The 23,040-nt window shown below is 37.5% G+C and carries 24 protein-coding genes; 12 read left to right on the forward strand and 12 right to left on the reverse strand.

Going from position 1 to position 23,040, the window contains the following annotated elements; translation table 11 throughout:
- Positions 1–131 precede the first annotated feature (131 nt).
- The 7 genes from DEU39_RS05695 (at position 132) to DEU39_RS05725 (ending at position 6,068) form a co-directional block, all read left to right on the forward strand.
- Complete coding sequence (locus tag DEU39_RS05695; RefSeq protein WP_120231249.1) at positions 132–398, forward strand: hypothetical protein; 267 nt, start codon at positions 132–134, stop codon at positions 396–398.
- 326 nt (positions 399–724) lie between these two features.
- Entirely contained in the window at positions 725–1,591 is an 867-nt protein-coding gene (locus DEU39_RS05700) for an AraC family transcriptional regulator (RefSeq protein WP_120231250.1), read from the forward strand.
- A 78-nt stretch (positions 1,592–1,669) separates the two neighbouring features.
- Positions 1,670–2,149: a DUF2938 family protein gene (locus DEU39_RS05705; protein ID WP_120231251.1), complete on the forward strand. Its 480-nt coding sequence runs from the start codon at positions 1,670–1,672 to the stop codon at positions 2,147–2,149.
- A gap of 12 nt (positions 2,150–2,161) precedes the next feature.
- A complete protein-coding gene (locus DEU39_RS05710) occupies positions 2,162–3,541 on the forward strand; it encodes an MFS transporter (RefSeq protein WP_120231252.1) in 1,380 nt (459 codons plus the stop codon).
- A 7-nt stretch (positions 3,542–3,548) separates the two neighbouring features.
- Positions 3,549–4,187: a DUF2490 domain-containing protein gene (locus DEU39_RS05715; RefSeq protein ID WP_120231253.1), complete on the forward strand. Its 639-nt coding sequence runs from the start codon at positions 3,549–3,551 to the stop codon at positions 4,185–4,187.
- Positions 4,188–4,392: 205 nt separating this feature from the next.
- A complete protein-coding gene (locus DEU39_RS05720) occupies positions 4,393–4,926 on the forward strand; it encodes a Crp/Fnr family transcriptional regulator (protein ID WP_262696577.1) in 534 nt (177 codons plus the stop codon).
- Positions 4,927–5,057: 131 nt separating this feature from the next.
- The gene (locus tag DEU39_RS05725) at positions 5,058–6,068 is read left to right on the forward strand and encodes an NAD-dependent epimerase/dehydratase family protein (protein WP_120231255.1); all 1,011 of its coding nucleotides are present in this window, start codon (positions 5,058–5,060) and stop codon (positions 6,066–6,068) included.
- A 32-nt stretch (positions 6,069–6,100) separates the two neighbouring features.
- On the opposite strand, the gene DEU39_RS05730 is transcribed toward DEU39_RS05725, so the two are convergent.
- Together DEU39_RS05730 and DEU39_RS05735 are read right to left on the reverse strand one after the other, a co-directional pair.
- On the reverse strand, positions 6,101–7,495 hold the full coding sequence (locus tag DEU39_RS05730) for a cbb3-type cytochrome c oxidase subunit I (protein ID WP_120231256.1): 1,395 nt from the start codon (positions 7,493–7,495) through the stop codon (positions 6,101–6,103).
- The gene (locus tag DEU39_RS05735) at positions 7,492–7,914 is read right to left on the reverse strand and encodes a c-type cytochrome (RefSeq protein WP_183037382.1); all 423 of its coding nucleotides are present in this window, start codon (positions 7,912–7,914) and stop codon (positions 7,492–7,494) included. The genes DEU39_RS05730 and DEU39_RS05735 overlap by 4 nt, the downstream gene beginning before the upstream one ends.
- 363 nt (positions 7,915–8,277) lie before the next feature.
- On the opposite strand from DEU39_RS05735, the gene DEU39_RS05740 reads away from it, so the two are divergent.
- From DEU39_RS05740 to DEU39_RS05760, 5 genes are all read left to right on the forward strand, one after another.
- Positions 8,278–9,765, forward strand: coding sequence for an MFS transporter (locus DEU39_RS05740; RefSeq protein WP_120231258.1), 1,488 nt, complete (start codon positions 8,278–8,280; stop codon positions 9,763–9,765).
- Positions 9,766–9,795: 30 nt separating this feature from the next.
- Entirely contained in the window at positions 9,796–11,127 is a 1,332-nt protein-coding gene (locus tag DEU39_RS05745) for an MFS transporter (RefSeq protein WP_120231259.1), read from the forward strand.
- A 19-nt stretch (positions 11,128–11,146) separates the two neighbouring features.
- Positions 11,147–11,617, forward strand: a complete 471-nt coding sequence (locus tag DEU39_RS05750) for a hypothetical protein (RefSeq protein ID WP_147367556.1) — start codon at positions 11,147–11,149, stop codon at positions 11,615–11,617.
- A gap of 4 nt (positions 11,618–11,621) precedes the next feature.
- On the forward strand, positions 11,622–12,908 hold the full coding sequence (locus DEU39_RS05755) for an alginate export family protein (protein WP_042721890.1): 1,287 nt from the start codon (positions 11,622–11,624) through the stop codon (positions 12,906–12,908).
- A 161-nt stretch (positions 12,909–13,069) separates the two neighbouring features.
- Complete coding sequence (locus tag DEU39_RS05760) at positions 13,070–13,507, forward strand: RrF2 family transcriptional regulator (RefSeq protein ID WP_050009576.1); 438 nt, start codon at positions 13,070–13,072, stop codon at positions 13,505–13,507.
- A 10-nt stretch (positions 13,508–13,517) separates the two neighbouring features.
- Here DEU39_RS05760 and DEU39_RS05765 read toward each other — a convergent pair whose 3' ends face one another.
- From DEU39_RS05765 to DEU39_RS05810, 10 genes are all read right to left on the reverse strand, one after another.
- A complete protein-coding gene (locus tag DEU39_RS05765; protein ID WP_120231261.1) occupies positions 13,518–15,320 on the reverse strand; it encodes a hypothetical protein in 1,803 nt (600 codons plus the stop codon).
- Positions 15,320–16,573 (reverse strand): hypothetical protein, encoded by a 1,254-nt coding sequence (locus DEU39_RS05770; protein ID WP_042721888.1) that lies wholly within the window; start codon positions 16,571–16,573, stop codon positions 15,320–15,322. The genes DEU39_RS05765 and DEU39_RS05770 overlap by 1 nt, the downstream gene beginning before the upstream one ends.
- A 13-nt stretch (positions 16,574–16,586) precedes the next feature.
- Positions 16,587–17,207, reverse strand: coding sequence for an ATP-binding cassette domain-containing protein (locus DEU39_RS05775; protein WP_120231262.1), 621 nt, complete (start codon positions 17,205–17,207; stop codon positions 16,587–16,589).
- Positions 17,204–17,887 (reverse strand): molybdate ABC transporter permease subunit, encoded by a 684-nt coding sequence (gene modB, locus DEU39_RS05780; protein WP_042721886.1) that lies wholly within the window; start codon positions 17,885–17,887, stop codon positions 17,204–17,206. The genes DEU39_RS05775 and modB overlap by 4 nt, the downstream gene beginning before the upstream one ends.
- Positions 17,888–18,640, reverse strand: coding sequence for a molybdate ABC transporter substrate-binding protein (gene modA / locus DEU39_RS05785; protein ID WP_227942455.1), 753 nt, complete (start codon positions 18,638–18,640; stop codon positions 17,888–17,890).
- 151 nt (positions 18,641–18,791) lie between these two features.
- On the reverse strand, positions 18,792–19,016 hold the full coding sequence (locus tag DEU39_RS05790) for a hypothetical protein (protein ID WP_120231264.1): 225 nt from the start codon (positions 19,014–19,016) through the stop codon (positions 18,792–18,794).
- Positions 19,017–19,040: 24 nt separating this feature from the next.
- Positions 19,041–19,493: a hemerythrin domain-containing protein gene (locus DEU39_RS05795; protein WP_120231265.1), complete on the reverse strand. Its 453-nt coding sequence runs from the start codon at positions 19,491–19,493 to the stop codon at positions 19,041–19,043.
- Between the two features lie 56 nt (positions 19,494–19,549).
- Positions 19,550–21,793 (reverse strand): nitric-oxide reductase large subunit, encoded by a 2,244-nt coding sequence (locus DEU39_RS05800; RefSeq protein ID WP_042721883.1) that lies wholly within the window; start codon positions 21,791–21,793, stop codon positions 19,550–19,552.
- Positions 21,794–21,817: 24 nt separating this feature from the next.
- Positions 21,818–22,534 carry an iron-sulfur cluster repair di-iron protein gene (gene ric / locus DEU39_RS05805; RefSeq protein ID WP_042721882.1) on the reverse strand — a complete coding sequence of 239 codons (717 nt, stop codon included), beginning with the start codon at positions 22,532–22,534 and terminating at the stop codon, positions 21,818–21,820.
- Positions 22,535–22,598: 64 nt separating this feature from the next.
- Entirely contained in the window at positions 22,599–23,039 is a 441-nt protein-coding gene (locus DEU39_RS05810; RefSeq protein WP_120231266.1) for a c-type cytochrome, read from the reverse strand.
- Position 23,040 lies beyond the last annotated feature (1 nt).

Here is a 23,040-nt window from a genome sequence, read left to right on the forward strand (position 1 = left end):
TAAAATTGAACAAGAGAAATCATATAAAATCACTACTTTTTCATAGTAATAAAAAAAAATATCGATTGATAAGAAACCTTAACCCACAGGATTGTAACTTACAAATTATTTAATAGTAATGACTACCGACTATGAGTGAAATGTCTGATTTTAGAGAAAATTATATTAAACAACTTGAAAGAGAGGCAGAAAAAGCATTAAAAGACAATGAAAAAATAATTCTTGAGTTTATACACTTTGCTACGAACAAAAATCTAGAATTAACTACTCAAAATTTTAAGTATACGCAAATATCAGGCATTATTGTTGAATCACCTGACATACTTTTGAAATTAAACGAAGATCTATTCCCTGACAAGGGCGAGCTTTTAGACTATAAGATGAGAAGTTCAATTTAAAAAGCAAATATTCTCTGATGGTTTTTTTTTTACAGACAACTATATCACAATGGCTAAGTCTTTATTCAGACGGAACTACTCATTTTTAAACGGCTACCAACTGACTCATTGTGATTCTCTTTTGAAATATTTTCTACATGCGGATCGGAAAAGGATATCCGTATCAATGATATGATAATAAATACAGATGTTTTCTTGGGGAGAAGATCAATTTGGAAAAACATTATATCCAAAATGATTTAATCGCAATCAACGAATGATTAGATAGTATAATGGAAAGAAATATTAATTAATTTTGTAGACAGATACTGAATATTATTACTATAATGCAAATAATACCTGTTAGAAATATTCATTCAAGGATAAAAGAGCCTGGTACTTCGGGAGAATTTATTATCTGGAATTTGCGTGAACTTTTAGCTGGCAAAGATATGGTGCAGGAACTACACAGGCACAGTTTCTATTTCCTGCTCATTATAGAAAACGGTACCGGCGAGCACATTATTGATTTTATTTCTTATCCGTTGGTTGATCGATGTATTTACCTGATACATCCGGGGCAAGTTCATGAACTTATGCTTAGCTCAAATAGCAAAGGCTATCTTTTACAGTTTACGGATGAATTTTACCTGAATTATGATATCACAACAAATCAGATACTGAAGGAAATCAGTCAGAATAGCTACTATTCAGCTGCCCCTGAATCTTTTGAAAAAATATTGTCTTTAATGGCAACAATAAAAAAAGAAATATCTGATAAAAAATATAGATATGAATATGCCATACAAGTAAATCTTCAATTGCTTTTTGTAGAATTATTAAGACAAAAACATAATCTTATTACAACTCAAACTGATGAAAAAAAATCTTATCAGTTAAAACGTTTAGAAGAATTTAAGGAGTTGATAGCCGATAACATCTCTGATCATAAACAGATTTTTTGGTATGCTGATCAAATGCATATGACTACCTACCAATTAAATTCCATCACAAGAGCAACTTTAGGCAAAACATGTTCAAAGCTCATTAACGATCATATCTTGCTTGAAGCAAAACGCTATCTTTTGGCCACGACCAATCAGATTAACCAAATCTCATGGCATCTTGAATATGAAGATGTCTCTTATTTTATCCGTTTCTTTAAAAAACATACAGGCTATTCTCCAGAAGCGTTCAGAAACAATTTTAAATAAGTCCCATTCAACTTCATTTTTGTCCTATTATCTGGGTAAAGCTCTATAATACCTTTGCAGCTGTAACATGCAAGGTGTATGAAAATAATACGAAAAATACTACTTACGGGAATTGTCGGAACATTCTCAACGGATATTTGGACTATCATTCTAAAGGTTTTTGGAGTACATTCTCACGGACTGTTGCTTGTAGGCCAATGGATAATTTCTCATTTAAGCCTATCCTCGCAAAAAGAACTTGAGGGGAAAGCATTATATCTCGGTTGGACGGCGCATTACTGTCTTGGAATTCTATTCGCCTTTGTACCCATTGCGCTATATGGACAGAAGTGGCTGCATCGCCCTACTTTTGCTACCGCATTAATCACAGGCCTGACTACATTCATGTTCAGTATTTTCATCATCCAGCCGATACTAAATTTTGGTGTGGCATTTTCCGAATATACCGGACAGCCTATTATTCTCCTGAAAGTAGCCTTGTTTCATATTGTGTATTGTATCGGATTATACGGTACAGCAAGAATGATAGCTAATTGTCCAAAAACTCAAAAAACATAAAAAATACCGAATATGAAATACACTGATAAAGGATTGTTAACGACAATTTCACTATGCATATTGCTAGCCTCCTTGGGAACCAGCATTGTTAATATTGCACTTCCTTCATTAACTGCTTTTTTTGCGGCGAGCTTCCAGGCCATTCAATGGGTTGTTATTGCTTACCTGCTTACTATTACTGCATTTGTTGCCATTGCAGGCAAGTTGGCAGATCAACATGGTCATGAAAAAACGTTACTTTTCGGAATCGTTGTATTTACGCTTTCTTCATTAGCGTCGGCGTATGTGTCTAATATTTGGTTATTAATTGTTATGAGGGCAATTCAGGGAGTAGGAGCTGCTATATTGTTGACGGTAAGTATGGCAATGGTTAAAAGGAATATAGCAAAGGAGAGAACTGGAACTGCTATGGGGATTCTGGGTACAATGTCTGCCATCGGAACTGCAATAGGACCTTCAGCAGGAGGATTACTGTTATCCCATTTTGGATGGCCGTCTATTTTTCTACTGCTTACTTTTTTGGGAATAACAGTTTTTTTTCTGGCAAAACGTTTTCTCACAAAAGAAGAGCCTATATACAGATCTGGACAAATACATTTTGCCGATATGCTACTGCTCTCGTTTACGGTAGGAACCTATGCATTAGCAATGACCATCAGTAAAGAAAGTTTCAATATATACACACTTCTGTTATTTCTGGTTTCACTTCTTTTGGGAATGCTTTTTTTCTTGGTACAGAAGCGCAGAACACATCGCCTGATAGATGTCAGTATCACTAAAAATAAACTCCTGATAAGTTCATTACTGAGAAATTTAATTGTTTCATGCTTGATGATGACTACGCTGATTGTCGGTCCTTTTTTCCTTGCGTCAGGTTTAGGGTTCAGTAATGACGTGGTAGGTGGAATAATGTCCATAGGCCCGATGATTTCCATTTTCACTGGCATTCCTTCAGGGAAGATCGTAGATAATATTGGTACTGAGCTTACTATGAATACAAGCTTGATTATATTGCTTGCCGGGACACTATGTTTAGCCTTACTGCCCGGTATTTTTGGATGGGTAGGATATGTTATCGGAATCATCCTGCTAACTCCGGGATATCAACTGTTTCAGGCAGCCAATAATACTTCTATAATGTCAACAGTAGGTGAAAAGCAGACAGGTGCTGTTTCTGGTATTCTGAATTTATCCCGTAATATCGGGCTTATTACAGGAGCCTCGCTAATGGGCACATTATTTATGAAGGCTACAGAATCCGCACCCGAAGCAGCGAGTCAATCCGAAAGAATGTTTTTCGGACTTCAGATAACCTTTCTTTTTGTTGCTTTCCTTCTGATACCGTTAATCCTGAAAAGTCTTGTCCATAAATATAAGTTAAATAAAAAGTAAATAGAAAATGATTTCAAAAATCTCATTATTGCACGCTATTGCTATCCCTTTTTTGAGAACGTTCACTCTAGTATTATTTTTATCCTCTTTGCCTGTCTGCGCACAAACAGTCAATGAGTTTAATTCGTGGTGGTATTACACAGGAACGTATAAGATACTGCCCCGCATTAACGTGCAGACAATGTATTCGTGGAATAGGAATGATTTCGTTAGAAACTGGCAACAATCAAAACTAAAAATAGGAGCCGACTATGAGTTTAACAGGCATTGGAAAATTGCTGCGGGTTACGAATGGATAATCCTTTATCCTTACGGAGAATTTCCTATTTCAAAAAAGCGTGCGGAACATCGGATTTATGAAGAATTAAAACATGATTTTGTGTTAGGCAAATTCAAGCTAAGTACTAGTGTAAGAGCGGAACATCGCTTTCTGAATACTGATGTAACTCACCGCATTCGATTACAGACGGGCGTAAAATTTCCCGTGTGGAAACAACAGAACCAATCTTTGATAGGTCTCTCTTTTTATGAGCAGATGATATTGAATACAGACAAACAATTGGTGAATCAGTATCTGGCACAAAACAGGCTTTATGGAGGAGCGGATATTTTCCTGGACAAATCGCTTACGCTAGGCCTAGGATAATTAAACCATCGCATTTATTTAACGAAAAACCGCATAGAAAATAATCATACTTTAATAATTTCTTTATACCATTATTTGGATTTGACTAAGAAATAACAACATTCACTAATTTGATGAATGAAAACATCATCCAAAAATAATATCTAAAAATGATTCTCTAATTTTGTAAAATGCATGAAAATTACTCAAACTAATCTCACCGGTTATACCGCCATCTGAGAGAAAATGGTGTTTACAATATTTTGAGCCCACACTCTTTCCTAAAAACCGAGTGATTGAAGAAGAAGGCATGATACCAAAGTATTTGTACTTTGTAGTTTCGGGATACCTACGACTTTTTCACTACAATGATTATGGAGATGAAGTAACCACTCATATCAACTGTCCACCTGGATTTATCACCTCATACATTAATTTTATTAATCAGACAAAATCCAATGAAAATTTGGAATGTATTACAGAATGTAAGCTGTTGAGAATTAGCAAAAATAATCTGGATATATTGACCGAAAAGAGTACCCTTTTTAAAAACTTCAGCATTTCGGTTTTTCAGCAATCGCTTGTCTATAATGATAATAGATCAAAAGAACTGGCGACATTAAGTGGTAAAGAACGATACCGGAAATTTATAAAAGATTATCCGCATATTTTACAGAATGTCCCATTACAATATATCGCTTCATTTCTTGGCATGGACCCTAAGAGTCTAAGCCGAATAAGAAAGGAATCACATTTATAAACTTAAGTGATAAACATGACAAATTTGTAGCATTAAAAATTTTAATCACAATTGACATTAAGTAACATTTGTGAAGTATACCTAGAAAAGCTTTGCCGAATTTTGTCTCATATATTAAACAATTAAAAATTATGGTACAGAAAAATTTGGCTTTAGTAACAGGTGCAAATGGGCATCTGGGAAATAACCTTGTGAGACTGCTGATAAAAAAAGGCGTTCCCGTGCGTGCGGCTGTCCGCAACATCAAAAATACGGCACCCTTTGCAGGGCTGGAGTGCGAGGTGGTACAAGCCGATATAACAAACATGCAATCTCTGACCACTGCATTGCAAGGTATACAAACATTTTATGCGGTCGGTGCTGCTTTTAAACTTTGGGCCAAAGACCCTAAAAAGGAAATCTATGATGTCAATATAGAAGGAACCCGCCTTCAGATAGAAGCTGCTGCACAAGCTGGCGTAAAACGCATTGTTTATGTAAGTTCTATTGCTGCGTTGAACTACACCAAACTTCCGACAAAAGAAAGCAACGGTTACAATCCCGATCGCAGGGATATGTATTATAACTCAAAAAACGACGGTGAAAAAATGGCCTTTGACCTGGCCAAAAAACACAATATAGAATTGGTTGCCGTATTGCCGTCTGCCATGATTGGTAGTGAATCATTTGCACCGCTAAATGTATCTTACAATATCATTAACCTGATTTTGAAAAAACAAATCCCTATAGAAACCAATATTACTCTTAATTGGATTGATGTAAAAGACGTTGCCGAAGGATGCTACCTCGCAGCAACAAAAGGCAGAGCCGGCGAACGCTACATTTTAGCAAACGAACAATGTATGTCGATTAAAGAAACAACCAAAATTGCTCAAGAACTTTTGCCTGAACTGAACATTAAATTACCCACTGCTGTTCCTAAACCCATACTTTTCGCAATTGCATGGCTAATGGAAATAGTAAGCAAAATTACATCAAAAACACCATTGCTTACTAATAAAGACATTGCCATGTTTTCGGGACTTCAGCAAAATTTTGATATTTCAAAAGCCCGGACAGAACTTGGTTTTGATCCTAAAAATCCAGTGCAAGCAGTAAAAGAGGCAATATACTATCTGCGAGAAAACGAAAATCGCCTATAAATTTTGTCTGAAGCAGCCATCATTAAAACTTTTCAATCTCTCTTCCTTATTGACTCATTGCCCAGGTGGTTAAAAGCATCTAGTCTTCTTTGTTGTGCAGTTTTCGTCTTATACCTAACGAGTATAGCAATGGTGTGGTTGATCATTGGATAGATTATAATACAAATCCCTATGATTAAGCCAGTTCCAAATAAGCCAAATATAATATGTAAAACTTGCATAGAATCCTGAAACATACCAAAAGAGATCTGCTCTGAAAAGTAAATCCATTTTGAACGTTTAACTCCCATCACCAGCAATATAAGCCAAAATCCTAAGAATGAAGCATTAAAGATCCGGCTTCCCAGAAAAATAGTCTTTTTAACTTTTGGTCTCATTCCTTTTACAATTTCCAGGATAAAACTTACAGAAGACAACAGAATAGTGGTATTAATCCCGATGATAGTTCCCATAGAATGAGCCACCGTAATGTGTGTTCCATGTGTAAAAAGATTAATGGCAGGAATGGAAATCAACAATGCTAAAAACAGGTTCAGAAAGATCCATAACTCTGATAGCATCAGCATACGGTAAGAGACTGAAAACTGTTTCTTACTTTGTGCCGGAATATCTTTTTTCCAAAGATAGATGATTCTTAGCAGGATGATCCATTCCGTCATACTGATGATATATGCTAAATAACGGATCCATTCTGCATTCGGAACGGGATAAATGTGATGTGCCCAATTGAACATCACATTAATAAGACCGAGGAAGAAAAAAAAGAATCCCGTTTTTGAATGGCTGTAACCTGACTTTCCACTGTTTCTTTCCATTACATACATAGAGGTACCGTATACCAACATATTCCATGCCCCTACATAGGCACCGCCTGCTTTCCACTGCATCGTAAGGTTTTGAGTATAGTGTTCTCTGAAGTAAGGCAGGATCCAGAGGTGAGCTTCTGTAAAATGAAAAATCATCAATACGATTCCCGTTCCCCACATCCAGTAATATACAGGCCAACGGGAAAAAGTACGCCACATCACACGAAAATAATAAATTCCGAACAAGATCCATCCTAAAAGAATAGGTACATAGAAACCATGAGGAAATTCAAGGTATTCTTTTCCTTCAAATTTCTTGAATATATAACAAGCCGCTATCAATATACCCGTAAATGTAAATACCCAAAATTGCCACTTCATAATCCCTGAGCTTGTCTTATCATTCTGGATATACCACATGATCCCGCCAATAGCTGTCATAAAGATCCATGAAAGGGCAAAAAGAGTATGTAACGGCCGAAGAACAGTAAATGGAAATATGGTTTTAGCAAAATCCGGAACCGCATACTGTACACCAGATAAAAAACCAACAAAAAGACACAGTACCAGGCTCAGCAGCCCGATCAGTATATAATAGAAAGGATAAGCGTTATTTTTCATTTTTTACTTTTTGTGGATAGTTCTACCCATCCGCCATAATTGATCACAGCATTCTGTGTTGGATAATACCCCGTTCTATCAACTTCTTTTAAAAATTGTAGGATCTGGTCCTGCTGATCAGGCGAAAAATCGAATTTGGGCATGGATTTGATCCCGCTGATCATAATTACCTTTAGATATTCATCACTTTTATCAGGCCTGGACGTAACATTAGTAAGATCAGGGCCTAAATATCCCCCCAGACCATACAGTTGATGACAAGCATTACAATTATTTTCCAGCCACAGTCTCTCACCGTTCAAGGCTTTTTCTGAAAGCTTAAAATCACCGTAATCTGCCTTTTCAGTATAAATTTCTCTATTGTAGAATGCGTAGATGAAAACCATGAAAAGAAAGATGCCCGCGTAGTATTTATTCATCTTCATTGATATTATGTTGTATGAATCTAAGTCTGTAGTGATCTCCAAATAAAACATTCTTCCTATTGGGGACGTTAGGTGCCGGGATCTGCCGGAATAAGGCTGAGTAAAAATGTGTACTTTTTTTCTGCTTCTGAACATATAGGATAATTTCCATCCGCGTAATACTCCTCATAATGAATATTTTAATTACTTGAAATGATGATAATACAACCTCGAATCATATACTCCATTGATCGCTTTATGTATAGAATAACATGATTTATGACACAAAAATAGAAAAAAAATCTATAATAAGACAAAAATGTCTTATTTATAATATCTTTGTGCAAGTAAACTAGATTATTAAAAAAAACCGAAACAATGAACGCAAATTTATCTTCCGCCCACAGAATTCTGTTTCTGAATACTTTGGCATTTACGATCTGTTTTGCCTGTTGGACTTTAAACGGTGTTTTAGTTACTTATCTTGTTGACAACAATATTTTCAACTGGTCTGTGGTAGAAACAGGCTGGCTTTTGGGAATCCCTATTCTTTCAGGCTCTATCATGAGACTTCCCTTAGGGATTTTAACAGATAAATATGGAGGAAAACCTGTATTCTCAACTTTACTTTTACTTTGCAGCATACCTTTATTTTTATTATATTTTGCAGATTCTTATTGGATCTATTTGTTATTAAGTGTCCTATTCGGAATGGTGGGCACAGCATTTGCCGTAGGTATTGCCTTCACTTCTGCTTGGTACCCGAAAGAATGGCAGGGACGTGCATTGGGAATATTCGGAATGGGAAATGCAGGAGCTGCTCTTACTACATTTTTTGCTCCTACTCTGCTCAATTATCTATCTGCTGATGATCCGGAAAACGGATGGAGAATGCTTCCCATCATCTACGGAATTACGTTAACGATCATCGGATTTATATTCCTGTTTTTTGTTGAAAATAAAAAAGCAGCAGTTCAGAACAAATCAGTAAAACAGCTTCTTAATCCTTTAAGCAAAATCAGGGTTTGGCGATTCGGTCTGTATTATTTTCTGGTATTCGGCCTGTTTGTTGCTTTCTCGCAATGGTTATTGCCTTATTATGTAAGTGTTTACCAAACTACATTGGTTTTAGCAGGACTTCTTACTTCCGCATTCAGTTTACCGAGCGGTGTGATCCGTGCATTTGGAGGCTATCTCTCAGATAAATTCGGGGCCAGAAAAGTCATGTACTGGGTACTCTATTCTTCTCTGGTCTTAAGCGGATTATTGATGCTTCCTAAAATGGAGATTTTGACACCGGGAAAAGGAATCACTGCAAAAAAAACAGGAACAGTTCAAACCATTGAAAAAGATAAGATTATTCTTGATAACGGGGAATTCAGCATCAGTTCAAAACCTGAAATACCTCAGCAAACCTCTGTATTACCCAAATCATTTTCATGGCAGGAAGTTTTGGTAAAACACAATGAAAAAGTACAGAAAAAACAACTTTTAGCACAGGGCGTTACCCTCATCAAATTTGAAGCACATATATGGGTTTTCTCCATTCTTGTCATTCTTATTGGCATTATGTGGGGAATCGGTAAAGCGGCCGTCTACAAACATATCCCTGAATACTTTCCGAATGAAGTGGGTGTTGTTGGTGGAATGGTAGGGCTTATCGGTGGTTTAGGAGGCTTCATTGGACCTATCTTATTTGGTTATCTCCTAGATTTTTCAGGATTATGGACCAGCTCATGGATTTTCGTGTTCCTGGTTTCAGCCTTATCTCTTTTCTGGATGAATACAATAATCAAAAAAATGACACATAAAGAAGCACCACACATTAAGGATAGAATTGAACATGTCAATTGCAACAAAGATTAACATTAAACCCAAAAATAAACAACTAAAAAGATGAATGATTCACATTGGCTCACCAACTATGACTCTTCCAACGAAGAATTCTGGAAACGCAGCGGCAAAAAAACAGCATGGAAAACATTGACCATTACAACTGCGGCTCTCACCTTATCTTTCGCGACCTGGTTTTTATACAGCGTCATCGTTATCAAACTTCCTCACATTGGCTTTCACTTCACAGATGACCAGCTATTCTGGATGGGAGCAATGCCCGGATTAGCGGGAGGGCTTCTAAGAATTGTCAATACATTTCTAATTCCTATCTATGGTACCAGAAAGGTAGTTTCTGTCAGTTCACTCATCAAGATCATTCCTGTGGTCATGCTTGGATTTGCCGTTATGAATCCTGAGACATCCTTTACTTATTTTATGGTGATTGGATTCTTGTTGGGAATCGGTGGTGGAGACTTTTCATCTTTTATGCCTTCAACATCCTTATTTTTCCCGAAAAAAGAAGCCGGAACCGCACTCGGTATTCAGGCTGGAATCGGTAATTTTGGAGTAAGCCTGGTACAGTTGCTTTCACCACTTGTGATCAGTTTAAGTATCTTTTCATTCATGGGAGGTGGCGAGATCATTGTGGAAACAGGTAAAACCATCTACTTGGAAAATATTGCGTTCATCTATGTTATTCCACTATTTATCATTGGAATCTGGGCATGGTTCTCATTAAAAAGTATTCCGGTAAAGGCATCTTTCAAAGAGCAATTGGACATCTTCAAGGATAAACATACCCTGTACTGTACAATGACCTATATCATGACCTTCGGGATTTTTGCAGGATTTTCGGCATCCTTCCCTATGATGATCAAAAACCTGTATGTTCCTTTAGACAAAAACCTTGATCCGCTACAGTTTGCATTTTACGGACCGCTTATTGGTTCAGCATCCAGAGTGATCTTTGGAAAAGTTGCTGATAAGATCGGAGGTGCATTACTTACACAGGTTACCGGAATAGCATTGATCATCCTGATTTGCAGATTGATTCTCGGAGGATATTTAACACCTACTTCTCCCGATCAGTTCGAGGGTTTCCTATTTATCGTTTTAGCCATCTTTTTCTTCACAGGAATTGGAAATGCAGCAACGTTCAAGCAATTCCCAGTCATTTTCTCAGATTCTCCGAGAAAAGCAGCCGGAGTTATAGGCTGGACTGCAGCAGTGGCCGCTTTCGGACCTTTTGTGTTCAATGTTTTGATCACACAATCCAGAATGATGACAGGTGATTCAAGGCTCTTTTTCTGGTTTTTGGTAGTGGGTTGCGTAATGGCTACAGCTGTCAACTGGCATTTCTATACCAAATCGGGATGTGAAAGACCTTGTTAATAATAAAAACTTAAAAAAAATGAAAAAAAACCTCATGTTACTGATGATGATGATGATATCCATCATTCTGAATGTTGTTCTGGTCTATAAATTCTTTTATCAGGGCGAAAAAGTGATCATTAAAAAAGACAGCAGATCCGAGATAAAAATGACCAAAGAAAACCGTGAATATGTGATGGCAGAAATGCGGGGTTTCTTGGAAAGTGTACAAAAGATCAATGACGGAATTGCTAAAAACGATCCCAATATGGTCGCCGGTGTTGGTCAGCAATCCGGAGCCTGTAAGATAAATACCATTCCTCAGGGATTGGTAAGATCTTTACCCTATGAGTTCAAACAAATGGGCTTTCATACCCATGAACTTTTTGATGTAATGTCAAAAATGGCCAAGCAAAAATACGACAGACAGGAAATTCAGGTGAAAATGAATGAACTTCTCAACAACTGTGTTGCTTGTCATCAAACTTATAAAATAACCGCTGAACCTTAATGAAATGTTTAAGAACAAAATTACTTTAGGCATTTTAAGCCTCGCTTTCGGATTGGCCAATGCACAAATGGATAGTCTGAAAATGAACATTGATCTGCGAACACGAGCAGAACTGGATAATGGAGCAAGAACCCTCATTCCAAAAGGGAAATCTGCAGAGACAACTGTTCTTTCCCGTGCTCGAGTCGGAATAGATTATTATTATAAAAACCTGGAAGTTTACCTCAGTGCACAGGATGTAAGAACATGGGGAGAAACAGCTTCCAATACAGGAAAAAATCAGAACTTCACCATTCATGAAGCCTGGGCAAAATATCAGTTTTCAGGCCAATTTTCTTTGAAACTAGGGAAACAGATTCTTTCCTACGACAACGAACGTTTACTTGGGACATTGGATTGGATGATGCAGGGACGAAGTTTTGAAACTTTGAAAGGTATTTATACCCTAAGTCCGAATTCTAAAATCGAAGCTGCAATCACCTACAACAATGATGATAATGATACCAATGATTTGTCCGAAAAAGAGATTTACAGCATTTCGGAGGGTGGAGAAATCACAAAATCACTTCAGGTTTTGCATTATCAATTTACCGGAAACAACAAATTCCTATTCTCAGCCATCGCTCTGAATAATATTTTGCAAAATCCATCAGGTACCCATTATGATATGTTGACAATGGGAATCAATGCGAAAAAATATTTCGAAAACATTGGTTTTTTCGGTTCAGCATATTATCAAACGGGTAAAAACACAAGCGCTCAGACCAAGTCTGCTTATCAGTTTTCAATCAATTCAGATTTTCTGATTCATCCAAAGATTAATATTGTTGCCGGGACGGAATGGCTTTCCGGTAGGAGTTATGATACTTATTCCGGAGAAAACAGATCGTTCAGCCCTTTGTATGGAACCAATCACCTGCATAATGGGTTTATGGATTATTTTTATTTTGGAACAAGCCATTTTAACGGTTTCGGGTTGAATGATTATTATCTTAAATCTACTTTTAAGTTTAATTCTAACTCCATAATTACGGGTAACCTGCACATTTTCACTACAAACGGAAAACTGGGTGAGAATAATCTGGAAAAAAAATATTCATCTTATTTAGGAAGCGAACTGGATCTGGTTCTCATCCAAAAATTCTGGAAAGTGATCACGGTAAACCTAGGTCATTCCTTTATGTTTGCAAGTGACAGTATGAAAGTCCTTAAAAATGTTTCAGAACCAAAAGATCTGCAAACGTGGACGTGGCTTGCTCTGAAAATTGCGCCTAATTTCAAACTGAAATAATTTGTCTTGATCGATGAAAGTCATTAGAATTTTAGTGGCTTTCATTTTTTTAAGCTTCACTTCAACTTTATACCAAATATGAATCTCCTAAAATCTATGGTTTCGGCGAGGTTTTTGTATTTTTACAACCAAGTTAGTAGTTTAATCATTAATAAGAATAAATGTTGATATTTTCGAATACATGTCAGTATGCAATAAAAGCATGTATTATACTTGCCATTGAAAGGCGGAAGATTGGGATCGCAGATATTTCGGAAAAAATAGGCACCCCTACCCCTTTCACTTCCAAAATTTTACAGCATATGACCAGAAAAAAACTGATTTCTTCAGGAAAAGGAAAAGGTGGTGGTTTTTATCTCGATGATGAACAATTTGAGAATCTGACAATCAAAGACATCTATGAAAATTTTGAAGGTAAGGAAGTTCTTACCTCATGTCTTTTAGGGTTATCCTTATGTAATGGGGAAAATCCCTGTCCCATTCATCACCTTGCTGTTGCTGTAAAGGAAAAAGTGATGATCATGTTCCAATATAAGATCAAAGATCTGAAAGATCTTGGAAGTGTAATGAAGCTGATGAATGAGCCAGGAGTATTTTAAATTCTACAGCTTATAACTGCGGAATCTGGATCTGATCAATTTTTGATCTGTATGATTTCAGTTCAGAAAAAATACGGTCTACTTTTGATCTGAAATAGTTTGTATGGGCAAAAAGATCTTCATAATAAGCAATTCCTTTCAGTAAATTAGCTTTGAAGCTCTCCCATTTTTTCACCTGAGATTTGGTGATCTCTTCAGAAAAATCGGCTATTTCGTTTTTAAGATGATCCACATACAGTTTCAATTCGTTGATAAAGACATTTGGACGGCGTTCGTCCGGCAAAACATTTTCGTATCCGTAAATATGGCGAACCATTTCCGAAAGTGAAAGTTCTCTGTCGAAAAAGCTAAGATTAGGTCCCGGGCAAATAACAACTCCCTGTTTCTCACCTTTTATCGGCAATCCGTGTTCCAGATAAGCGGAATTGACAAGACCTACACAAAGGCAGGATTTATCGGTGATATTTTTTCTGCTTTTTTCGTATTGTTTATCTGTAAGATTTGCTCTGTTATTTTCCAGCTCATCCATTTTGATATCCTGATATTTTTTTGAAGCGGTACAGGTTCCTTTCGGATCAAATTCTTTGCTTAAAGCCAAAAGTTTTTTAGGACATGAACTCCCGAACTTACTTTTTGCTATATTTTTTTCCTTGATGATCTCATTGCTTGTTCCTTTGATTGTATTGAACGGAACTCCCAATGGTGATATGTTGCTCAGATAGAAGTCTTCTTCTTTTCCTTTCACCAGAAGATCTCTTGTTTCCTGATCGAGAGAAGTAGCTTCCGGAACCAACAAAAACGGAGAACCCCATCCTACACTGTCTGCATTATAATTTGAGAGAAGAAATTCGTGTTCTTCAGAAGTTCCTACACCGCCTTGTACAGAAATTTTAATGTCTAAAGGCTTGGAAGGAGCCGTTTTACCCTTTTGTTTCAATGCTTCGCTCCATAAAGAATATGCCGAAAACTGGAGTTCACTCTTTTTTTGTTTGAATTCCTCCATGATTGGACCCATCAAAAGTCCGTCCGTAGCAAAAGCATGACCACCACAATTCAAACCGGATTCTATTCTGTATTCCGAAACCCAAAGTCCTTTTTTTGCAAGAAAATTTCCCTGGATCATCGCTGAACGGAAATCACTTACCTTGATGATGATCTTCTTTTTCAGTTCTCCGTTTTCATTAGGAAAAAAGTGTTCAAATTCCTCCAGATAGCTGTATAATCTGGGATTCATCCCTGCTGAAAACACTACAGATGAAGACAGTTTACTCTTCGCAAAACCACGCAGAGAAGCATGGGCATCATTATAAATCGTAGGAAGCTGTACATCCTTCACGAAGTTGTCCTTATCTACTTTGGTCATGATGTTGACATCAATTTCGCCCGGAAAAAGGTTTTCATCAATGAATTTTTTAATGTCTGCTGCGAAATCGTTTTTCTTATCGAGAATGTTCTGTAATCCTTTTTTGAAATCGGAAGTACTCGGCAACATTCCGATAAACTGTTTTAAGCTTTCTGTGTTTTTGGTAATTTCTTCTTTAAAATATTTACATTTTTTCGTAACAATATCATCCATCATATCCAGATATGCCGTGATTCTTCTCGCTCTGTGATCTTCCGATTTTATGGAAATGGCAGAATAATCAAAATTGAATTTCTTACTGTAAAAATCTCTCATTCTTTCCACGATCTCATCATCGATAATAGACACTACGGAAGAAATTCCAAACTGGGCAACACGGATCGGACTGTCTATGGTATAAGCCAGTCCCATTACAGGAATATGAAAATTGTGTACTGGTTTTTTGTTCATTATTTATTAAATTGGTTTAGATTGATATTTTTAAATTCTTTATTGATGTAATTCTTTATTCTTAAAGCTCTGATAAACATCCCGATCGAGATCATAATGACCACCGAAGCAAAAAGCAGCCAGTATTTTGCACTTAAAAATGGAATGTAAACGATGGAAAAGAATCCCGAAAGTCCCAAAATAACCTCATTACATATGATCCCGAAGATCATGATCACAATACTGGTCTGAAGGAATTTGTTGATCTTGATATTTTCCAGATGCAGCATTTTCCAGATCAGGAAAAGACTCACTCCCATCAGTAAAACCAAGTGCAAATACCCGATCACGATATTGATATTGCTGAAAGCGTAAATTCCCAGTTCAGGAATTGCCGATAAGATCTGAAGAATGAATTTTCCTAAAAATGCAAAGCCTACAACCACAAGAAGCCATTTTTGTATGACATGCTGTTTTTTGAATAGTTTGGTTTGCTCGAACCATCTCCAAAGTTTAATTGCTCCTATAATCTGAAGGATAGAAATCACACCGAAAAAGATGTGAAGGAGCTCCGGCATATCTATCCATAAAATGGAAAGTCCATATCCGAAAAAGCATCCAACAGCCAATAAGCGGAAAATGGTTTTATTCAGTTTTTCCTGAATTTGAACGCCGTATTTTTTCAGGGAGATCAAAAACAAACCTATGGAGGAAAACAGGAAAAATCCGTTATACTGAAAATGAAGATAAAAATAGGTAGAAGCTCTGAACAGCACATCGAACTCGTCTTTCCTTGCCGAAAAATATCCCAACCCGAAAATTCCGATCGCCGACAATGTAGCAAAGAATGCTCCTGACTTCAGCCAAATGGTTTCAGGATTCTTATTTTTCCTAAGATCAATCAGTAAAAATAGATAATAAGCAAAACCGGTAAATAAAGCTACTGAAGAAAACACGATGGAAAGCCAGAAATACCCTCCATAAAGAAAAGTAATCAGCATTCCGTATGAACCGATCTGATTAAAAATCTGCAAAAACTGATACTTTGAAACGGCAATTCCAGCATCACTTTCAGTCAGGTATTTCGTAACAAAAAGATAAATCGCTGCCGAAACCCATCCGTAAAATGCAAAATGAGAATGCGATTCCTGCATGAATTTATGAGAAAATCCCGGAAGTGAAAATGCGAGATTATACCTCATCATAACACCGACCACCGATACTATGAAGAAATTGAACAGGCAAAGCTTCAGCCAGAAATTAAAGTTTTTCATTACTACATTATTTTCATTTAATCATCAATTTTCTACACGGAAAAGCACTGAGTTCCTCTTCGCTATGATTGGTCATAAAAACCGTCGCTCCATTATTTTGATGTTCAACGATCTCCGTCATCATTATTTTTCTCATTAAAGGATCCACTGCGGAAAGCGGTTCATCAAGGAGAATGATCTCAGCATCCTGAACCAAAGCTCTTGCCAATGCAATCCTCTGCTGTTGCCCTCCTGAAAGTTTTGATGGGAAAACATTTTCAAAGTTTTTAAGGTTAAATTTTTCCAGTAAACGATCGATTTTTTCAGTGTTTTTTTCCTTCTGTGCAAAAGTAATATTCTGTCTTACCGTCATATTCGGAAACAAAGCATAATTCTGAAACATCAATGCTGTATTACGTTTTTGCGGAGGAAGAAAAATCCGGTTTTCAGTATCCAATACCGTTTCGTTGTTGATGTTAATCGCCCCAAAATTCGGTGTAAGCAATCCTGCCATGATCTTAAAAAACACAGTCTTTCCAATCCCCGAATCTCCTGAAACGTGTATAATCCCACCTGTTTCCAGCTGTTCATTAACCTCTAACATTTTACTTCCCGAAGAGGTAAAAATCTGATGTTTTAGGTGGATCTCAATCATCGGAAAGTTGTAAAGTTAATTTTGCGGTTAATACTGTAAATCAGAAGCAAGATTAAAAAAGACAGTATGAAAAGGACAAATGCATACTTATTGGCTGCTTCAAAATTAAGTGCCTGAACCTGATCGTAAATAGCCACTGAGGCAATTCTTGTTTCCTTCGGAATATTTCCTCCCACCATGATCACAATCCCGAATTCCCCTATACAATGCGCAAAAGTGAGCGCAATAGCTGTAATAACGGAAGTCTTTATATTGGGGATAAGCACGCGGAAAAGGGTAACCAATTTTGATTTTCCCATCGTGTAGGAAGCTTGTCTAAGTTCATCAGGCAACGCTGAAAATCCATTCTGTAAAGGCTGGATCATAAACGGAAGGTTAGCAATAATACTCGACACAACAATTCCATTGAACGAAAAAGCCAACCGGACATCGAAACATTCCTGAAGATATTTCCCGAACGCATTTTCCGGACTGAAAGCCACCAAAAGATAATATCCCATTACGGTAGGAGGCAGTACCATTGGCATACAAATAAGAGTTTCCAGAACAAATTTCAGCTTGAAACGGGAATAGGTGAGCCAATATGCCACAGGAATGCCTATGATGATCAGTATCAAAGTGGTCACCAATGCTAATTTTCCTGTTAGGAATAATGTGTAGATAAATTCCTGATCTAGCATTTAGTGTCGTATTTCAGTTTGGTATCCGTATTTTTGCCAGATCTGTGCTGTTTTTCTGTTTCTTATAAAATCAAAGAACTGCTTGGCTTCTGTCTGTTTTTTTCCTTTCAGCAGGATGCCGCTTTGTGGGATTGAAGCTGCTTCGTTCTCCGACAAGAGATAATAATTCCCTTTAGCTTTCATTTCTTTGCTCATAGCTGTAGAAAGGGCTATAAAAGCGAGATCAGCATTCCCTGTAGCGGCAAATTGTGCAGCCTGACCAATGTTTTCCGCCCAGACTATTTTGTGTTCGATCTTTGGATAGATTCCTGTATTTTTCAAAGCCTGAACGGTATTTTTCCCATATGGAGCCAATTCAGGATCAGCAATTGCGATTTTTTTTATTTCGGGGTTCAATGATGTTTGCAAACCTTCTGAAAGATCAAATGCCGAGCTCCACATCGCTACTTTTCCTAATGCATATATTTCGGCTTTACCGAAATTCCTGTTTTCGTTTTTAATTTTCTCTATGAAAGAGGAATCTGCGGAGAGAAAGAGATCAAAGGGTGCTCCATTGACGATCTGCTGAGTCAATAATCCTGAAGATCCGAAGGTAAGTTCTATTTTTTTACCGGGATTTTCCGTTATATAAAGTTTTTTTAATTCTTCCAGAACATCTCTGAGGTTAGCCGCTGCTGCAACAAAAACAAATGAATTTTGTGCGCTATTTTTCTGATGGCCAGATTCTTTTTTACAGCCAAAAAAAAGTAACAAAGTGAAAATGGTAAAAAATAAATGTCCGAATCGAATCAATCTGTCCATAAGTAGCACGAAAAGAAATATTTATAATAAGACTTTCTTATCTCTTTTCAAAGATAAGGGTATAAGTTGAATTATTCAAATAACATTTCGTGAAAAATGAAGATTAATCCAGTTTTTTCAGGGTCCTGCATTTTTCTTTTTCTCCTGTTTTTATCAGAGAAATGTCAACATATTTTACCAATCGTTTGCTTGCCAATTCAAACTCTTTTGCCTTTTTATCAGCATATTCGTAGGTATACCCTACTCCCATCACCACTTTATGGCCGTTGCAGATCCCCATTGCCAAATAGAGGTACTCGCCTATTCCTGCCTGTTTATAAGTTGTCATACTGTTTAAAATTAATGATAAAAATCATTTCCAGAACTGATCCGGATAGTTGTCCTGCTCTTTCTGATGGATAAGGCTCAGTTTGTTTCCTATTTCCGTCATTTCATCATCTGATAAATGGTTTTCCAGATGTGGAAAATACATTCGTTCTTCAAAACGTATATGCCCACTCAAAGCATCTGCAAAATCTTCTAAAAGTCTGGGATTCTGAGATTGATTCACAGTATTAATCAGCTTTCTTATTTCAGAATGTTCTTTCTGCATCTGAAACTGAAGGCTTTCATTTTCCGGTTCCGGCAATACGGTATCCTCTATTTCAAAATGTTTGCTCAGGCTTTCCTGCCAAAAATAGTTGATATATTTTTTGATCCTGTCGTAAATAATATTCTTTCTTACCCCTTCACGGATCTTCCAGCTGCACAACAATCCGAAATGATGATCTCTTGATAGTGGTACTAAATTTTCATTCCTTTTCATATCTTCAAATTTTAAAAAGAACTGCCGCCTTTCAGCAGCAGCTCAAGTTGATTATATTATCTCTTTTCTTTTAATGACCATCCTGTTTTAAGTCCGATAATGAAAATGACGATCAACAGTTCTCCCACAGCAAGCAACACATCCCCGGGCACGCGCAGCCAGCGTAAGGTATGCATCATATCGGTTTGCATGAATTCTGCGGAACGGGCATACCAATATCCTTCTTTAATAGATGCAACAGACTGCATGATGCCAATAGGAAGTAAACTGATGGTAACCATGACCAATAAGCCGATGTTGGTAAGCCAGAATGCCCATCCAATGAGTTTATCATTCCAGTGCCTGTCCGGATACAATCCACGCAATACAAACATCATCAATCCGATTCCTAAAATTCCGTACACTCCGAATAATGCAGCATGACCATGTACAGCTGTTGTATTCAAGCCCTGAATATAGTATAGCGCAATCGGCGGATTAATCGCAAATCCAAAGATCCCTGCTCCTAAGAAATTCCAGAAACACATAGCAATGAAGCAGTAGATCGGCCATTTGTAAGCTCTGATCCATTTTGTGGATTTACTGATCTTATAATTCTGCCATGCTTCAAACCCAATCAATACCAACGGAACAATTTCCAATGCACTGAATGTAGCTCCTAAAGCCAATACTGCGGTAGGTGTAGCACTGAAATACAAGTGGTGGAATGTTCCTAAGATACCCCCTGCAAGGAAAATAATGGTAGAGAACAATACGGCATTGGTAGCGGATTTTAATCCTAATAATCCCAATCTTGTAAATAAGAATGCTGCTACAACGGTTGCAAATACTTCAAAGAAACCTTCTACCCAAAGGTGTACGACCCACCATCTCCAATATTCGGCAATTGCCATGTGTGTTTGTCTTCCGTACATTAATCCTGCTCCATAGAACAATGCGATCGCTACTGCAGAAAGCGTGAATAAAAGTAGTAAATGTCTGTTGGCATCTTTTTTCTTCAAGGCAGGTAATAAGGCTCTGATCATCAATACCAACCACAAAATAAGCCCAACCAATAGTAAAATCTGCCATACTCTACCCAATTCTACATATTCGTATCCGGAATGTCCCCAAAGGAAATTATCAACATACCCTAATTTCTGCATTACTCCGAACCATTGTCCTGCCAATGAACCTAAAACCACGATCAGCAATGCCCCGAATAAAACATTCACCCCAAGTACCTGATATTTTGGTTCGTATCCTGAAACGGCAGGTGCAATATATAATCCTGTTGCCAACCATGAGGTTGCAATCCAGAAAATAGCCAGCTGAACATGCCAGCTTCGGGAAATGGATTGTGGCAGGATCTCATCCAGCGGAAATCCATAGAAAGCACTTCCTTCTACCCCGTAATGTGCGGTAACTACCCCTGCAAGCATCTGAACCAGGATCAGAAGAGCAACAACCCAGATATATTTTAACGTAGCCCTCATGGAAGGAGTTGGCTTCATATTTCTTAAAGGATCTTCCAACGGAAGTTTCTCGCTGAGTTCTTCTTCTTTATGACGGGCATGATAAAATACGAGTAAACCTACACAACCCAACAGCATCAGGACACTGAAACCTGACCATAAGTGCAATGAAGGCGGCGGAATATTACCGATCATCTCATCATGAGGCCAGTTATTGGTATATGAAACCTCATCGCCGGGACGATCTGTGATACAAACCCACGCTGCCCATGAGAAGAAGGCATTCATTTTTGCCATTCTTTCGGGAGTCTTAACTGTATTTTTCGGAATAGCGTATTGATCTCTCAGCTTTGCCATTTCCGGATCATCCATGAATATTTTTGCATAATACTTAGCCAGTTCTGCCTGTACTTTAGCACGTTCCGGACTGATCACAATGGTGTTTGTGGCTTCGTCCAACGTATTTTTGCGGATTTCTTTTTTCAGAAGAACCTTGTATTTCGCCTGTTCATCGTCGGATAAATCTTTATAAACTTTTCCATCTTTTTTAGCCAGTTCTTCCAGAAGAAGAAGTGATTCGCGGTGAAGATAGTCGGCACTCCAGTCAGGCGCGATGTATGCTCCGTGTCCCCATATACTTCCAACGGTCTGTCCCCCGATAGATTGCCAAACATTTTGTCCGTCTTTGATGTCCTGTCCGGTTGCTATAATGGTACCATCTGTAGTTACAATTTTGTCGGGAACCGGCGGAATCTTTCTGTAGATCTCCACGCCATAGAAAATAAGTACCGCAAAGGAACCCAGAATGACCGCCGTGAGCCAGATCCATAATTTTTTAGGTGTCATATACTCAATTTTTAATGTTGTACTTTACTGAAATTCTTTTTCCAGTTTAATTGCTTTCGGGAAAAGGATGTTATTTTCCAGATGAATGTGCTTGTGAAGATCATTTTCAAAATCCTGAAGCATTGAGAAAGTTACTCTATATGTGTTGCAGGCATCAGCCGGAGGAGTGTATTCATCAGTAAGTTCTGCAATCTTTCTCAGTCTTTCCCCTTCTACGGTGTGTTCATGCTTCATCATGTTCACCGGATTTTCCACTGTTCCGAATGGCGGCTGTGGAATTGCACTTCCGTCAATCTGTGCTTTAACCATGTTTTTAATGAATGGGAAAAGCATAAGTTCTTCTTTCTTCATGTGTGCTCCCAGATCCTGTGCAGAAGCATCAAACAGCTCTCTGATCTCAAACAGTTCGGGATGACTTCCACCATGTACCTTACAAAGCTTGTCTAAAAATGCCTGAAGAACAGGTGTTTTCTCTTCCACATAGCGGTGATGTGTCTTCTCTACATAATCTGCGAGTAAATCTAATGGCCAACTGTTGAAATCAATAGAATTGTCATCTCTTTTTGAAAGGTTTTCTATTTCTTCGTAGATGGGTTCTGTATCGATCTTTCTGTTTTCGCAGGCTTCTTCGATGGTTCTGCCTCCTTTGCAGCAGAAATCGATTCCGTACTTTTTGAATATTGCAGCAGTTCTAAAATCTTCCGCCACTATTTCGCCTATAAAATCTGTCTTTATATTCATAATTTAATACTTTTTTATCTTTTATTGTTTTAAAATTTTTTGTTTTTTTTAAGGATTTATATTCTTATGATTTTTTTAATGAAAGAATATATTTTACCATTTTCTGTGCATTTTCTTTACTCATTCCGGCATGTGGTGTCATAGGAATATCTCCCCAAACGCCTTTACCTCCGTCAATGATTTTCTGTGCAAGCTGATCAATATCTGCTTCTGTATATTTAGCAGCCACTTCCTGATAAGCAGGACCTACTAACTTTGAGTCTAGCTTATGACAACCAAGGCAGTCTGTACCTTCCACCAATGATTTTCCTTCTGCAATTTCAGCTTCAGGACCGCTTGCTGCAGCTGTGGATGTAATCTCTGAAGAGTCTGCCGGTTTAGGTTCATCAAGCATTATATTGGATTCTGTAGCGTTTGTTGTATCTGTTGCTACTGTTTCTTTTTTGTCTGAACAAGCGGTGATGCTAAGTGATAACAGTAATGCTGCTAATAATAATTTTTTCATT

Origin of the sequence: Chryseobacterium sp. AG363 (genome assembly GCF_003610675.1) — a bacterium.
Taxonomy (GTDB): Bacteria; Bacteroidota; Bacteroidia; order Flavobacteriales; family Weeksellaceae; genus Chryseobacterium; species Chryseobacterium cucumeris.